This window comes from Salegentibacter mishustinae (assembly GCF_002900095.1).
Lineage (GTDB): Bacteria > Bacteroidota > Bacteroidia > Flavobacteriales > Flavobacteriaceae > Salegentibacter > Salegentibacter mishustinae.
Genome location: NZ_LLKN01000001.1, coordinates 479,705 through 494,904, shown reverse-complemented (window position 1 = coordinate 494,904; position 15,200 = coordinate 479,705). Strand labels below are relative to the sequence as shown.

Here is a 15,200-nt window from a genome sequence, read left to right as displayed (position 1 = left end):
CCCCTGGCCTCCCGAAGTAAATTCGGGACAAGCTCCAATGGGGGAATAAAAGAAATGTTTTATAAGATTATTAGCTCCCCTCCTTTAAAAGGAGGGGTGGCCGATAGGTCGGGGTGGTTGAGGCTCCGTCATTTCTCCGGAATGTCACCTTCCATTGACAAGGGAAGATGGTTTAAAAATTTAAAGGTCTTGTTTATTCGTCAGTTGTGGCAATGAAGATACGGATTTGTCCGATATAGTATTTTTTGTTCCTGGTTTCTATTAAACTTTCTTTTAGCACAATGGCCGCAATTGCGAATATGCGTTGTTATAAGACGTTTTGAAAAAACTATATTTGAATTAAATTAAAAATTAAATGTTAGATAAAATAAAGATTTTAACTCTAAAAGCTTTGATGCATGATGAGCAATTGATGTACGGGTTGGTTTTGAAAGGAGGAAATGCTTTGCAGTTGGTTTATGATATAACAGACAGGGCTTCAATGGATATTGATTTTTCGATTGAAGGGGATTTTTCGGATTTGGACTACAATAGAATTAATGGAGCTTTGGATGCCCTTTTAAATGATGAATTTCATAAAGAGAATTTAATAGCTTTTGATATTAGGTTTAAAGAAAAACCAAAAACTAATAAAGTCAAGGAATGGAAAGGATATAATATTGAATTTAAGATTGCTCATAAAGAAAATTGGTATGATGAAGATTTAGATAAAACAAGAAGGGAAGCTATCAAGATACTTGGACAATCTACTAAATTTTCGATTGATATAAGTAGTTTTGAATATATCCAGAGCGCAAAGAAACACGATCTTGATGGTACTGTACTTATGGTATATACTCCAGAAATGATTGTAATTGAAAAATTAAGAGCACTCTGTCAATCTATTCCAGAATATCAGAAAATTGTTTCTACTGCTAGAACAAAAGGAAGGGCTAGAGATTTTTATGATATTTGGAATATTTGTAATCAATTCTCCATGGATCTTTCTACTGAAGAAAATAAGAATTTAATGAAAGAAATATTCCAGGCCAAAAGGGTGCCAATTGAATTTTTAGGATTACTTAATGAGTATCATGATTTGCAGAAGGAAAACTGGAGCAGTGTCGAGGATACATTAGGTTCAGAGAATTTGGGATTTGATTTTTATTTTGAATATGTAATGGATTTAATTGAAAGAATCAAAATCCTTTAGGATAGAATATTTTCCAATCTTGATCAAATTCCTTATTTGAAATATTATAAGTAAGATAAAAATTATAATTGGTTATTTTATTTTGAAAAATTCTTAATTCTTCTTGATTATAATTTGCTTTATTTAAATAAAAACCAATTAACTGATGATAAGGATAAGTGTAATCTAAAGTATTTAAATATCGCTCTAATTTAACTAAATCTACTTTCTCTTTTGCTGCTGAAAAAGCATCTAATACCTCAAATACACCTCCAGAATATGCAGGTCTTATTGCTATATCTATTAGTGTTCTTTCTAAATCAGTATACCTTAGACCGTTTTTAGTAATCACACCAACATTATCTAATGTAAAATTTTTCTGAATTAAGTAAATTCTGTAATTCTCTTTTTCAGATTTATAAATTTCAGATGTTTGTCGCTGCTTTTTTGAAAAAGCTTTATCAATGCTATCTTGAGATAATTTACCTATGGTTTTTTGTGCTACTCTGTCATCACTTTTTAGAAAACTTATATAAATGGATTTAGGTATTTGTAGAGTTAACTCATGGATGGCCATTGCTGTATAGTTACTTAGATAACCATCTTTTTTTATTGTAAGAGCAATGTCGTAAAAATTACCATTTCGTTTTGAGAGAATGGTTTTTATTGATCCAGATACTTGATGTTTTAGTTTAGTTGAGTTGAGAATGTTATTATCAGCTAAAAACTTTATAAAGTGTTTCGAATTTCTATAGGCGGCTATTTTCCAATCGAATCTTTTATTTTCGAAAATTATTGACAAATCATGTGTAGTAAATGCTTTCTCATTTATTTGAGAAAAATATTCTTTTATACTGGGTTGGGCCGCCTCAAATGATTCTTTTCGCATTATTAATACTATTTACTATAATCGTATACGATTATAGTATGTAAAGGTATTAATAAAAATGCAAATATTCAAGTCAGTTTTTATCGTATTTAGCGAAATAAGCCTTTATCGTGTTATCGTATACGATAACACGATGCTAAGGTAAAGGTTTTATTTTTAAAAATCAAATTATATAAATCAAATTTTCTATGAAAAATGGCTTATAACTCATTATATCCCCACCTTTCGAAACTATTAAATCAGATTTTGGTCGGGATAAAAGCAGTTTTTTTAACTTCCTGTAAATCTATCAAAAATTCGTTAATATCCTTTACGTGAAACCCTAACCTGGCATAAGCTTTAGAACTATAAGGTTTTTTAATAAGCTTTCCCTAAATTTGTTTAAAACAAGATTTACCATGAAGATCAACCTTAAAAGACTTAATAAAGATTACCATTTTGAAACTGTAAACGAGCGTGGAGACGTTGTTCATTTAGACAATAAAACCGATGCCGAGCCAAAGGGAGCCAGCCCAATGGATCTTTTACTGCGGGCTATTGCAGGTTGCAGCAGTATTGATATTGTAATGATCTTAAAAAAGCAACACCTGGAACTTGAAGATCTTCAGGTAGAAGTTGAAGGTTTTAGGGAAGATGGAGCCGTTCCTAATGTTTTTAAGAAAATTCAGGTTAATTTTCTTCTAAAAGGAGATGTGCCTGCGTCGAAAGCAAAACGTGCCGTAGATCTTTCTATGGAAAAATACTGTTCGGTTTCTAAAATGTTGGAAAAAGCCGCCGAGATCAATTATGCGATCACTTTAAATGGTGAGCTTATCAATTAATGAACTCCTTCGAAACCAGAATAGTTAAAACCTGGAAGCCTTCGGTCTTCTTAAGGATTTTATTGATAGCTCTTTTGATGGGCGGAGCAATTGTGTTGTATGTGTTCGATGTACAGGAGCCCTGGATCAATACAACTGCAGGGATTGCCTATTTTGCGGGAATGTTTGGAGCCTTTAGTCTGTCGTTTATTAAGCCGAAATATCTTGGTGATATTGAGATAGATGAAACCAGGATGAAAATAGATTTAGCCAATTCTAAGCAGAAATTTTTAATTTCCGAATTGAAGGAAATCGGTTTCAAATATGGAGGTTACGCCAGTTTCTGGAAATATACTTTATACGGAAATAAAAATCATATTTATTTTACGACCCTTTCAGGTGAAAAATATAATTACGAAATAACTCTTCAGAACAAACAAATGAAAGAAGAGTTGAAAATTTTCCTGGAAGAATTAAGCGCCGGCGATTCGATTTCATTTAATAAATTTGGAAATCCTTCTTTTTAATTGATTGGAAAGTTCTGATTATTCTGGTCTTTTTAGAATACAATATTTATTTTTTACATATTGATTTTCCTTTTTTCTGAAAAAATATCTCAGAAAAACATTTAAAATATATTATTCATAAAAATAACTGCAAGGCCTTGCGTTTAGAAGCCTGTGCCGTATATTTGCTAGTTCAAGTTCATTGTTTTACAATATCGTTATCAAGAAAGGTTGAGGGAATAGACCCGTTGAAACCTTGGCAACCCTCCTGTAATGGGAGAAGGTGCTACATTCTACTTCGCTTCTTTGGCGCAGATAGATAACAAGAAAGAATACTTTCCCGCTTCTTTTTTTGATAGTGATTTTAGATAAAATTATATGTCAAAATTAGAAGAACAACTTCAAAAAAATATACTCATTTTAGACGGTGCCATGGGCACGATGCTTCAGGAATATAAATTCTCTGAAGAAGATTTCCGTGGGAAACGTTTTAGCGATTGGCCGGTTTCCGTACAGGGAAATAATGATCTTTTGTCCCTTACGCAGCCTGAAGCAATCGCCACCATTCATCGTAAATATTTTGAAGCCGGCGCCGATATTGTAGAAACCAATACGTTTTCTGCAACCACAATCGCTATGGCCGATTATAAGATGGAGGAGTTGGTAGACGAACTCAATTATGAGTCGGCCAGGATCGCCAAAGAAGTTGCCATGAAAATGACTGAGGAAAATCCGGAAAAACCTCGTTTTGTGGCCGGTGCCATTGGCCCAACTAACAAAACCGCGAGTATGAGCCCAGATGTGAACGATCCCGGCTTTAGAGCAATTTCTTTTGAAGAATTACGCGTAGCTTATAAACAACAGGCCAAAGCTTTAATAGAAGGTGGCGTGGATATTCTCCTGGTAGAAACCGTTTTTGACACTTTAAATGCTAAAGCTGCACTTTTTGCTATAGATGAACTTAAGGAAGAATTGCAGTTAGATATTCCTATAATGGTAAGCGGAACGATTACCGATGCTTCCGGGAGAACACTTTCCGGGCAAACGGCTGAGGCTTTTCTAATTTCAGTATCACATATTCCCTTATTGAGTGTGGGTTTTAACTGTGCATTGGGCGCCAAACAGTTAACTCCGCACCTGGAAGTTCTAAACCGTTTTGCCAGTTCCGGGGTTTCTGCTTATCCCAACGCCGGCTTACCAAATGCCTTTGGTGAATACGACCAGGATGCTGAAGAAATGGCCAGCCAGATCAAAGAATATTTAGAAAAAGGATTAGTGAATATTTTAGGCGGTTGTTGCGGGACTACACCTGAACACATTAAAGCTATTGCTGAAATCGCTAAAGAATACGATCCAAGAAAAATAGTAAAACCTGAGTTTTCGACTGCTTTATGATAGAAACGATGAATAAAGAAAAAGATCAGGAAAAATCTACCGGAGTAGAAAAAATAGTCAGGCCTTTAAAATTATCTGGTCTCGAACCTTTAATAATTACTCCCGACAGCAATTTTGTAAATGTTGGGGAGCGTACTAATGTTGCAGGTTCCAAAAGATTTCTTCGGTTAATTAAAGAGGAAAAATTTGAAGAAGCCCTGGAAGTAGCAAGAGACCAGGTGGACGGTGGCGCGCAGATTATCGACATTAATATGGACGATGGTCTTATTGACGGTAAAGAAGCCATGGTTAAATTCCTGAACCTAATTGTTGCTGAACCTGATATTGCCCGTGTTCCTATTATGATAGATAGTTCTAAATGGGAAATTATTGAAGCCGGTTTACAGGTGGTGCAGGGAAAATGCGTGGTGAATTCTATAAGCCTTAAAGAAGGCGAAACAGAATTTATTGAACACGCTAAAAAAATAAAGCGCTATGGTGCAGCCGTTATCGTTATGGCTTTTGATGAAGTTGGGCAGGCCGATAATTATGAACGTAGAATTGAAATCGCAAAACGTTCCTATGAGATTTTGGTGGATAAAGTGAAATTTCCGCCGGAAGACATCATTTTTGACCTGAATATTTTTCCTGTAGGAACGGGGATGGACGAGCATAAACGCAATGCCATAGATTTTATTGAAGGAACGCGTTGGGTAAAAGAAAATCTTCCGCATTGCAGTATTAGTGGCGGGGTGAGTAATGTTTCATTTTCTTTCCGCGGAAATAACCCGGTGCGGGAAGCGATGCATTCGGTGTTTTTATATTATGCGATTAAAGCAGGAATGAATATCGGGATCGTAAATCCCGCGCTTCTGGAAGTTTATGATAATATTCCCAAAGACCTTTTAGAACATGTAGAAGATGTAATTCTTGATAGAAGAGAAGACGCTACCGAGCGTTTACTTGAATTCGCAGACACTGTAGTGGGCTCTAAAAAAGCAAGCAAAGTCGATCTTTCGTGGAGGGAAAATCTGCTTCAGGACAGGATTACCCACGCTTTGGTGAAAGGAATAGACGCTTATATTTTAGAGGATATAGAACAGGCTCGCCAGGAAGCCGAAAAACCTATTGAGGTAATAGAAGGTCATTTAATGATTGGCATGAACGTAGTAGGCGATCTCTTTGGAAGCGGGAAAATGTTCCTTCCGCAGGTAGTAAAATCGGCCAGGGTTATGAAAAAAGCAGTGGCCTACCTTTTACCATATATTGAAGCAGCAAAAGAAGCCCCCCAACCCCCAAAGGGGGAGCGCTACTGGCAGACGGCTGAACCGGCACTCTACGGTTTAATGAAAGAATTTGCTAAAAAGAACCGATATAACCAGCCAACCGAAGCTGAAACTGTCCTCTGGGAATCACTGAAAAATAAGCAACTTGAAGGCTTTAAGTTTAGAAGGCAGCATATTATTGGGAGTTATATAGCCGATTTTGTATGCCTTAAAAAGAAACTTGTAGTAGAAGTTGATGGTTTAATTCATCAATTACCCGAAAATAAAAAAAGTGATAAGGAGAGGACGGCCTGGTTAAAAGAACACGACTTCCGTGTGATTAGGTTTACTAATGAAGAAGTGCTCACTAATTTAGATCAGGTGCTGGATAAAATTTTACGAACGCTCAAGAAAGCTCCCCCATCGGGGGCCGGGGGGGCGGGAAAAGTTCTTATGGCAACCGTTAAAGGAGATGTTCACGATATTGGGAAGAATATTGTGAGTGTGGTTTTAGGCTGTAATAATTATGAAATTATTGACCTGGGCGTAATGGTGCCTCCGGAAAAAATTATAGAAACTGCAAAAGCAGAAGGCGTAGATGCTATTGGTTTAAGCGGACTAATAACACCTTCGTTAGACGAGATGGTTTTTTTGGCCAAGGAAATGGAACGCCAAAATTTTGACGTGCCTCTACTTATTGGTGGCGCCACCACTTCAAAAGCGCATACGGCGGTGAAAATAGATCCGCAGTATAAAAATGCGGTGGCACATGTGAACGATGCATCGCGTGCAGTCACAGTAATTGGCGATCTTTTAAAGGAAGAAACGCGTACTAAATATATGAGCGATCTTAAAGCCGAATATGATAAATTCAGGCTTAATTTTAAGAAAAGAAGTAAAGTGAAATCTTTTCTTTCTATTGAAGAAGCGCGAAAAAATAAGTATTCCATAGATTGGAAAACAACCCAAATTACAGAGCCAAATAAAATAGGAATTCAGCAAATAGATGATTTCGATTTAAAAGAACTGGAAGCTTATATAGACTGGAGCCCGTTTTTTAGAAGCTGGGATCTCCACGGCAGGTATCCCGATATTTTAACCGATAAGGTAGTTGGGGAACAGGCAACTTCTTTGTTCAAAGATGCTAAAGTTTTGCTGAAAAGGATTCTGGATGAAAAATTGCTGAAAGCGAAAGCGGTTTACGGATTGTTTCCGGCGAATACGCTTAATGATGATGATATTGAAGTTGAATATGAAGAAAATTCCGAAGAAAAAAAGATGGTTTTCAGAACGCTTCGCCAACAATTAAAAAAGCACGGCGGAAAACCAAATTTTGCACTTTCGGACTTTATTGCGCCAAAGGAAAGTGGAATCCAGGATTATATTGGGTGTTTTTGCGTCACTACAGGTTTTGGAACCGCAGAACTTGCCAAAAAATTTGAAGAAAATCATGACGATTATAATTCGATAATGATCAAAGCGCTGGCCGATCGACTCGCCGAAGCTTTTGCGGAATATTTACATAAAAAAATAAGACGGGAAGACTGGGGTTATGCGCCCGAAGAGAATTTAAGCAATGAAGAATTAATAAAGGAAACTTATAAAGGAATTCGTCCCGCCCCGGGCTATCCTGCCTGCCCAGATCATTTGGAAAAGTTGAGTATTTGGGAAATTTTAAAGGTAAAGGAACGAATTGGAGTTGAACTTACCGAAAGTTTAGCGATGTGGCCGGCAGCCAGTGTTAGCGGATATTATTTCGCTAACCCCGAAGCCCGTTATTTTGGCCTGGGGAAAATTAAAGATGACCAGGTGAAAGATTTTGCCGAAAGAAAAGGAATTCCCTTGAAAAAAGCCGAAAAATGGCTCAACCCTAATATTGCAGATTAAAAACTTAAGTGAATTAAAAAGAATGAAAATTACCGAACATATAGAAAAAGCTAAAGGAAGATCTTTATTCTCTTTTGAAATTTTGCCGCCATTAAAAGGGCAAAATATTCAATCAATTTATGACGGAATAGATCCTTTAATGGAATTTAAACCGCCATTTATAGATGTCACCTATCATCGCGAAGAATACGTTTTTAACGAAAAAGAAAACGGATTACTGGAAAAGAGAATTGTAAGAAAACGTCCCGGTACGGTGGGAATTTGTGCCGCTATACAGAGTAAATATGGCGTAGATGCCGTACCTCATATTCTATGCGGAGGTTTTAGCAAAGAAGACACCGAAAACTTTCTCATTGATCTCGATTTCCTGGGGATTCAAAATGTGGTGGCCTTGCGAGGTGATGCCATTAAGAGTGAAACCTATTTTACCCCGGAACCAAAAGGCAATAAATTTGCGAAAGACCTGGTGGAGCAAATTATGGAAATGAATAGAGGGAATTACCAGGATGAGGTGATTGAGAAAGGTCATAATACCAACTTTTGCGTTGGCGTGGCCGGTTATCCCGAAAAACATATGGAAGCCCCAAGTCTTGATAAAGATATTTGCAGGCTGAAGGAAAAAATTGAAGCTGGCGCTGAATATGTGGTGACGCAAATGTTTTTTGATAATAGTAAATATTTTGAATTCGTAGATAAGTGTCGCGAAAGCGGAATTAGCGTTCCTATAATTCCTGGGTTGAAACCTTTGGCTACAAAACGGCAACTAAGTATAATTCCGCATAGATTTCACGTAGATATGCCCGAAGATCTTATCAGCGAAGTTGAAAAATGTAAGGATAACAAAGAAGTTCGCCAAGTTGGCATAGAGTGGGGGATTAAGCAAAGTAAAGAACTGGTAAAAGCGGGTGTTCCGGTTTTACATTATTATTCCATGGGAAAAAGTACCAATATTCAAAAAATTGCAAAAGCGGTTTTTTAAATTCAAATCTTCCAATCTGCAAGGTTTGGAATACCTTGTAGGCTTGTTCAAACTAAAGCCCAGGTAAATTTTGAAGATAATCTGTTTAATTAAAATTTCTCCTACATTTGCCGGTAATGAAGAAAATTACCGCCCTTATTTTTCTTTTCAGCATTTTTAATAGTTCTGCCCAGGAGTTCGGGGAGAACTATTATTCTTTTGATGCCAGTTATTTCTACGGAACCATTGCTGAACACAATCCTGATATTGCCCATTTAATTACCGGGCATCCAACCGGTTTAATTCTGGGGTTCAATAAAAAAAGTTTCGGATTTGAAGATTGGGAAAAGCGCTATAACTATCCCGATGTTGGTGCTTCTTTTATCTACCAGGATATGAAAAATCCCAGTTTAGGTGAAAATTACGGCCTATATGCGCATATGAATTTTTACCTGTTCAAAAGAAATTTAATGTTTAGAATAGGGCAGGGGCTGGCGTATGCTTCCAATCCATATCATCCAGATGATAATTATAAGAATAATGCCTATGGTTCACGCTTGCTCAGCTCTACTTACCTGATGGCAAATTTTAAAAAAGAAAATATTTTTGAAGGTTTGGGCTTGCAGGCCGGGCTTTCCCTGATTCATTATTCCAACGCCGACTTTAAGTCGCCCAATGCCAGCACAAACACCATTACCTTTAACCTGGGAGTAAATTACGTTTTGGATCATCAAAACCTACCTAATTATATTCCGAAAGGCCCCCGAGAAAAATATACAGAACCCATTCATTTTAATTTTGTGTTGCGAAGCGGCGTAAATACTATGGGAATTATTGGTTCTAAGCAGTATCCGTTTTTAACTTTTTCAGCTTATGCCGATAAGGTGCTTAACCATAAAAGTACACTGCAGGCAGGAGCCGAAGTTTTCTTTTCCAAAGCTATGGAAGAACGTATTTATTATCAGTCGGTAGCTTTTCCTTCCGGAAATACTACTGGAGATGAAGATTCCAAGCGAGTAGGCGTTTTTGTTGGGCATCAGCTAAACTTCAATAAATTATCGGTGATCACGCATTTGGGGTATTATGCATATTATCCTTACGAACATTTTGTAGATCAACTATATAACAGGGTTGGTCTGCAAAGAAAGATCACCGAGGATCTTTGGGCATCGCTTACTGTTCGCTCTCATTATGCAAATGCCGAAGCTGTAGAACTTTCAATAGGATATAGACTATGAGAAAGCAGGTTTTAGGAATAGCGATATTAATTTTCTTCTTTTTAGGATGTGATTCTGAAGAAGCGCCGACTTGTGTAAAGACTTCCGGAGAAATTATTTCTGAAGAATTTAGTGTTGATGCTTTTGAAGAAATTATAGTTTATGAACGTGTGAAACTGTTTATTGAGCAAGGCGATGAATATAAAGTGAGGATCGAAACCGGGGAAAATCTTCGAGAAGATGTTTATGCTGAAGTTGTAGATAACCGACTTGAACTGAGAAATGAAAATTCCTGTAATCTTTTTCGGGATTACGAGATCACAAAAATCTATGTCACTACACCAACTTTAAACTGGTTACAGAATAGCAGTGGCAGCGCAATTGAAAGTATAGGAACGCTTAATTTTCCCGAACTTTGGTTGCGGTCCTTTAACCAGGAGCGCGATCCCGATATTCATACCAATGGTGATTTTATCCTTGATCTGGAAGTTGAAAATCTAAGAATTACCAACGATAATATTTCTAATTATTTCCTAACCGGGAAAGCCGAAAATGTAAATCTCTTCTTTGCAAATGGTGATGGCAGACTGGAAGCCGGAGATTTGATCGTTCAGCATTACGATATTTTACACCGGGGCACCAACAAATTAATTATCAATCCGCAACAGTCTTTAAAAGGTGATATTTTTGGGTTTGGAGATATAATCTCAAAAAACCGTCCACCGGAAGTTGATATTGAAGAACACTACACCGGCCGACTTATATTTGAATAGCAGCTCCCCTGGCCCCCGAAGGGGGAGTTTAGTTGCTGATTCTTTGGTTTTATTATTTATTCAAAATAAATTCAGTCGAGTTGGCTAGGTATATTGCGCAACGCTTAGAGTTCCCCCTTCGGGGGTTAGGGGGCTTGTTGGGGGGCTGTAAGTTCAGCAAATAAACTTTCTAAATTCTTTGTTTTTTGATTTAGCTGTAAAGTTTTCAATCCGTTATCATGGGCAAAATCGAATACTGCAGGGCGCATATCTTTTTTGGTGTCAAAGGTGAGTTCATAGGCAAATCCGCCTACATTTTTTGCTGAAATAAGATGCGGTAATTTCTGAAGCGCAACTTGCTCTACCCGGTAATCGAATTCCACAAAAATTACCTGTTCATTTTCTTCCCTTAAATCTTTTAAGTTTTTATCGGCAACTACCTTTCCTTTATTAATAATAATTACCCGGTCGCAAACGGCTTCAACTTCCTGCATAATATGAGTAGAAAGAAATATTGTTTTTCCCAATTTTTCCTTTCCAATATTCTTAATAAGATTTCTGATCTCTACTAATTGATTAGGATCCAATCCAGTGGTAGGCTCATCTAGAATCAAAACCTGTGGATCGTGTAGCAGGGCAGTAGCCAGTCCAACACGTTGGCGATAGCCTTTAGAGAGGTGCTCTATTTTTTTATTGGCTTCGGGTTTTAGACCGGTGAGTTCAATAACTTCTTCTATGCGTGATTTATCGGTTTTATAGATCCTTGAATTAAATTCCAGGTATTCCCGAACGTACATTTCAGTATATAATGGATTGTGTTCCGGTAGATATCCAATTTGCTGCTGAATTTTATGTAAATCGTCTTCAAGGGAAATTCCGTTTACTTCTGCTTTTCCTTCTGAAGCAGTTAAATAACCGGTAAGGATTTTCATTAAAGTAGATTTTCCGGCGCCGTTAGGTCCCAAAAAACCCACAATTTCTCCTTTGTTCAGCTTAAAAGAAACAGAATCCAGCGCTTTTTGTTCGCCATAAAATTTTGAAATTCCTTCAACATGAATAGACATAGCAAGCATTTTTTCAAAAGTAAGGATTTTTAACGCGCCAATAATAGTTCGAAAATAGATATATCGGGTTTTAGTAAAGTCATCTTGTTAGGGATTTCGGAATTACTAAGTGGTTATTTTAAAAGCTATTATAAATCTTTCGATGATTCTTTAGAAAAAAAATCAAGTTTGTAAAAAGCTCTTAGAAGCTTAAAAAAAGCTAAAAAAGGGTTTTTGTTTAGGTAATAATATTCTACTTTAGCCCCATAACAACGAAACAATGAATTACTTAATTAGCTGGAACGCATTTTACTTTTTTTATTTCTATTTCAGAGATAGGAACGGGAATGCTATGTAATTAAGTAAGAAATTATATAAAAAAGTCCCGATAAACATCGGGACTTTTTTTTTACTCAATATTGAGATTAATGGATAAAATTATTGCAATTCAGGGAGTACAGGGCTCATTTCACCATTTGGTGGCCCAGGAATATTACCATCAGGAGGTTGAAGTTTTGGAATGTATGTCTTTTGCTGAGCTTACCAAAAGTCTAATAAAAGGTGAAGCTAACGAAGGCGTGATGGCTATAGAAAACTCTATCGCCGGTTCAATTTTACCGAATTACGCTTTGATAGATGAAAATAATCTAAAAGTAGTAGGCGAGCATTACATCCCAATAGATATGAATTTTATGGCTATGCCGGGACAAAAAATAGAGAACATTAAAAAAGTCTATTCGCATCCTATGGCCTTGTTGCAGTGCAAAGAATTCTTTAAAAAATATCCGCATATTAAGTTAATTGAAGACAGTGATACTGCCGAAGTAGCCCGAAGAATTTCAGAAAAAGGAAGTACAAAAGTTGCGGCGGTGGCGAGTAAAGCAGCGGCACAATTATTCGGACTTGAAATTCTTGCAGAAAGTATTCATACCAAGAAAAGCAATGCCACTCGTTTTTTAATTATCAGTACTAAGAAAAAAGAGCCAAATGGCGATAAAATAGATAAAGCTTCTTTAAAGTTTGAACTGGAAAGTAAGCGAGGCAGCCTGGTTTCGGTATTGAATATTTTGAGGGATTTTAACCTGGATATGACGAAAATACAAAGTATGCCCATTATAGAATTTCCGTGGAAATATTCATTTTTTATTGATGTGATCTTTGAAAATTATGCTGAATTCCAGAAGGCGATGGATATTTTAGAAGTAATGACCGAGCGATTAACAATTTTAGGAACCTACAAAAATAGTTTGTAATGATAGAACAGGCCAAAAGGTTGGATCATGTAAAAGAGTACTACTTTTCTTCGAAGTTAAGGGAAGTGCGTGCCATGGCAGCTGCCGGGAAAGATATTATTAATCTTGGTATTGGTAGCCCAGATTTGGCGCCACCACAGCAGGTTATCTCAGCTTTAAACGAAGCTTTGGTAAATACCGGTGCGCACCAATATCAGCCTTATAAAGGCACACCTGATTTTAGAAATGCCATCGCTGAATTTTATCAAAATCATTACCAGGTTTCTCTGAATGCTGAAACTGAAATTCTTCCGCTAATGGGGAGCAAAGAGGGAATCACCCATATTTCTATGGCTTTTTTAAATGAAGGCGATGAGGTGTTAATTCCAAATCCCGGGTATCCAACGTATTCTTCGGTTACAGAACTTGTAGGCGCAAAAGCGGTTTATTATGATCTAAATGCAGAAGGAAACTGGTTGCCGAATTTAGAAGAATTGGCAAAGAAAGATTTGAGTAAAGTGAAATTAATGTGGGTTAATTATCCGCATATGCCAACCGGAGCTTCTGCCAATGAAAAGCTTTTTGCTGATTTGGTAAAGTTTGGAAAAGAAAACAACATCCTCATTGTAAACGATAATCCTTACAGTTTTATCCTTAACGACAATCCAAAAAGTATTTTAAAAGCGGAAGGAGCCAAAGATGTAGTTTTAGAACTGAACTCTTTGAGCAAAAGTTTTAATATGGCCGGTTGGAGAATAGGAATGCTTTGTGGAAGCGAGAAAAATCTAAACACGGTTTTAAAAGTGAAAACCAATATGGATAGCGGAATGTTTTATCCGCTTCAGGCCGGAGCGGCAGCTGCTTTGCGTTTAAACGGAGATTGGTTTTCTGCCCAAAATGAGATTTATCAAAGCAGAAAAGAAAAAGTATTGAAATTGGCTGAAGCTTTGCAATGCGAACCTGAAAAAGATCAAACCGGAATGTTTGTTTGGGCAAAGGTTCCTAAGGGAACAAACGCAGAAGCTTTTGTAGATTTTCTGCTAAATAAATACCACATTTTTACCGCGCCTGGTTTTATTTTTGGAAGTAATGGCGAAGGATATATTCGATTTTCACTTTGCGCAACCGAAGAAAATATCAACCGGGCGATTAAAAGAATAAAACCAGCATGATGCTGGACGCAAAAGGAACAGGTTATGCACCTAAAGCTTTAGAAAAATCCCAGGTCGGGAGATAAAATTAAATTAGATGAAAGTTCAAATAATAGGAATAGGACTTATAGGCGGCTCTTTCGCGCTGGATATTAAATCGGCTTTTCCCGAAGCGGAAATCTTTGGAAGTGATGCCGATGAGCAAAACTTAAAAAAAGCGAAAGAACTTGGAATTATAGATCATTTTTCAAAAATGGAAGATGTACAACACGCCGATGTGGTTTTGGTGGCCGTTCCGGTAGATGTTGCCAATAAAGTAGTGATTGAAGTTTTAGATTTGGCCGGTGAAAACACCCTGGTTTTTGATGCCGGTTCTACCAAGTCGGGGCTTTGCAAACAAATTGCAAATCATCAAAACCGGAGAAACTTTTTAGCGGCTCATCCTATTGCGGGTACTGAGTTTTCCGGGCCCGAAGCAGCAATTCCTAATCTATATAGGAATAAGACCAATATTATCTGCGAGGTAGAAAAAACAGCTTTTAAACTTCAGGAAAGAGCGCTAAACATATTTCAGAAATTGGGAATGCGAATTCGATATATGGATCCGGTTTCCCACGATAGGCATATCGCTTATGTTTCGCATTTATCGCATATAAGTTCATTTATGCTGGGAAAAACAGTATTGGAAAAAGAACGTAACGAGCGTGATATATTTGATTTGGCAGGCAGTGGATTTGCTTCTACTGTGAGACTTGCCAAAAGTTCCCCGGCTATGTGGTCGCCAATATTCAGGGAAAATAAAGAGAATGTGCTGGAAACTTTAACTGAATATATTAATAACCTTACGCATTTTAAAGACTTACTGGAAAATGATGATTTTCAGGAAGTTTATAATGAAATGCAACGCACCAATCATATCAAAACAATTTTAAACGGAATAAATTAAAAATCAGGA

General features: G+C 37.0%; 13 protein-coding genes and 1 riboswitch. Of the genes, 11 read left to right on the top strand and 2 right to left on the bottom strand.

The genetic code is table 11. The features are described from left to right. Positions 1 to 355: 355 nt before the first annotated feature. Complete coding sequence (locus APB85_RS02250; protein WP_057480524.1) at positions 356 to 1,192, top strand: nucleotidyl transferase AbiEii/AbiGii toxin family protein; 837 nt, start codon at positions 356 to 358, stop codon at positions 1,190 to 1,192. On the opposite strand, the gene APB85_RS02245 is transcribed toward APB85_RS02250, so the two are convergent. Continuing rightward, positions 1,179 to 2,060: a type IV toxin-antitoxin system AbiEi family antitoxin domain-containing protein gene (locus tag APB85_RS02245; protein ID WP_057480523.1), complete on the bottom strand. Its 882-nt coding sequence runs from the start codon at positions 2,058 to 2,060 to the stop codon at positions 1,179 to 1,181. The two genes, APB85_RS02250 and APB85_RS02245, sit on opposite strands and share 14 nt — an antisense overlap. A 398-nt stretch (positions 2,061 to 2,458) precedes the next feature. Here APB85_RS02245 and APB85_RS02240 point away from each other — a divergent pair, with 398 nt between their 5' ends. From APB85_RS02240 to APB85_RS02210, 7 genes are all read left to right on the top strand, one after another. Further along, the gene (locus tag APB85_RS02240) at positions 2,459 to 2,881 is read left to right on the top strand and encodes an OsmC family protein (RefSeq protein ID WP_057480522.1); all 423 of its coding nucleotides are present in this window, start codon (positions 2,459 to 2,461) and stop codon (positions 2,879 to 2,881) included. Continuing rightward, on the top strand, positions 2,881 to 3,387 hold the full coding sequence (locus APB85_RS02235; RefSeq protein ID WP_057480521.1) for a hypothetical protein: 507 nt from the start codon (positions 2,881 to 2,883) through the stop codon (positions 3,385 to 3,387). Before APB85_RS02240 ends, APB85_RS02235 begins: the two co-directional genes overlap by 1 nt. Positions 3,388 to 3,581: 194 nt before the next feature. After that, positions 3,582 to 3,692, top strand: a riboswitch (SAM riboswitch). A gap of 52 nt (positions 3,693 to 3,744) precedes the next feature. After that, positions 3,745 to 4,761, top strand: coding sequence for a homocysteine S-methyltransferase family protein (locus APB85_RS02230; RefSeq protein WP_057480520.1), 1,017 nt, complete (start codon positions 3,745 to 3,747; stop codon positions 4,759 to 4,761). An 8-nt stretch (positions 4,762 to 4,769) separates the two neighbouring features. Next, positions 4,770 to 7,892, top strand: a complete 3,123-nt coding sequence (locus tag APB85_RS02225; RefSeq protein ID WP_083482166.1) for a vitamin B12 dependent-methionine synthase activation domain-containing protein — start codon at positions 4,770 to 4,772, stop codon at positions 7,890 to 7,892. Positions 7,893 to 7,914: 22 nt separating this feature from the next. Beyond that, a complete protein-coding gene (gene metF / locus APB85_RS02220; protein ID WP_057480659.1) occupies positions 7,915 to 8,871 on the top strand; it encodes a methylenetetrahydrofolate reductase [NAD(P)H] in 957 nt (318 codons plus the stop codon). Between the two features lie 116 nt (positions 8,872 to 8,987). Continuing rightward, entirely contained in the window at positions 8,988 to 10,088 is a 1,101-nt protein-coding gene (locus APB85_RS02215) for an acyloxyacyl hydrolase (RefSeq protein WP_057480518.1), read from the top strand. Then, positions 10,085 to 10,840, top strand: coding sequence for a head GIN domain-containing protein (locus APB85_RS02210; protein ID WP_057480517.1), 756 nt, complete (start codon positions 10,085 to 10,087; stop codon positions 10,838 to 10,840). Before APB85_RS02215 ends, APB85_RS02210 begins: the two co-directional genes overlap by 4 nt. 125 nt (positions 10,841 to 10,965) lie before the next feature. On the opposite strand, the gene gldA is transcribed toward APB85_RS02210, so the two are convergent. Next, the gene (gldA, locus tag APB85_RS02205) at positions 10,966 to 11,883 is read right to left on the bottom strand and encodes a gliding motility-associated ABC transporter ATP-binding subunit GldA (protein ID WP_057480658.1); all 918 of its coding nucleotides are present in this window, start codon (positions 11,881 to 11,883) and stop codon (positions 10,966 to 10,968) included. A 407-nt stretch (positions 11,884 to 12,290) separates the two neighbouring features. On the opposite strand from gldA, the gene APB85_RS02200 reads away from it, so the two are divergent. The 3 genes from APB85_RS02200 to APB85_RS02190 all read left to right on the top strand — a co-directional run bounded on the left by APB85_RS02200 (position 12,291) and on the right by APB85_RS02190 (position 15,191). Continuing rightward, the gene (locus APB85_RS02200; protein WP_057480516.1) at positions 12,291 to 13,115 is read left to right on the top strand and encodes a prephenate dehydratase; all 825 of its coding nucleotides are present in this window, start codon (positions 12,291 to 12,293) and stop codon (positions 13,113 to 13,115) included. Next, positions 13,115 to 14,266, top strand: a complete 1,152-nt coding sequence (locus tag APB85_RS02195; RefSeq protein ID WP_057480515.1) for a pyridoxal phosphate-dependent aminotransferase — start codon at positions 13,115 to 13,117, stop codon at positions 14,264 to 14,266. Before APB85_RS02200 ends, APB85_RS02195 begins: the two co-directional genes overlap by 1 nt. A gap of 76 nt (positions 14,267 to 14,342) precedes the next feature. Further along, the gene (locus APB85_RS02190; RefSeq protein ID WP_057480514.1) at positions 14,343 to 15,191 is read left to right on the top strand and encodes a prephenate dehydrogenase; all 849 of its coding nucleotides are present in this window, start codon (positions 14,343 to 14,345) and stop codon (positions 15,189 to 15,191) included. Positions 15,192 to 15,200: the final 9 nt, after the last annotated feature.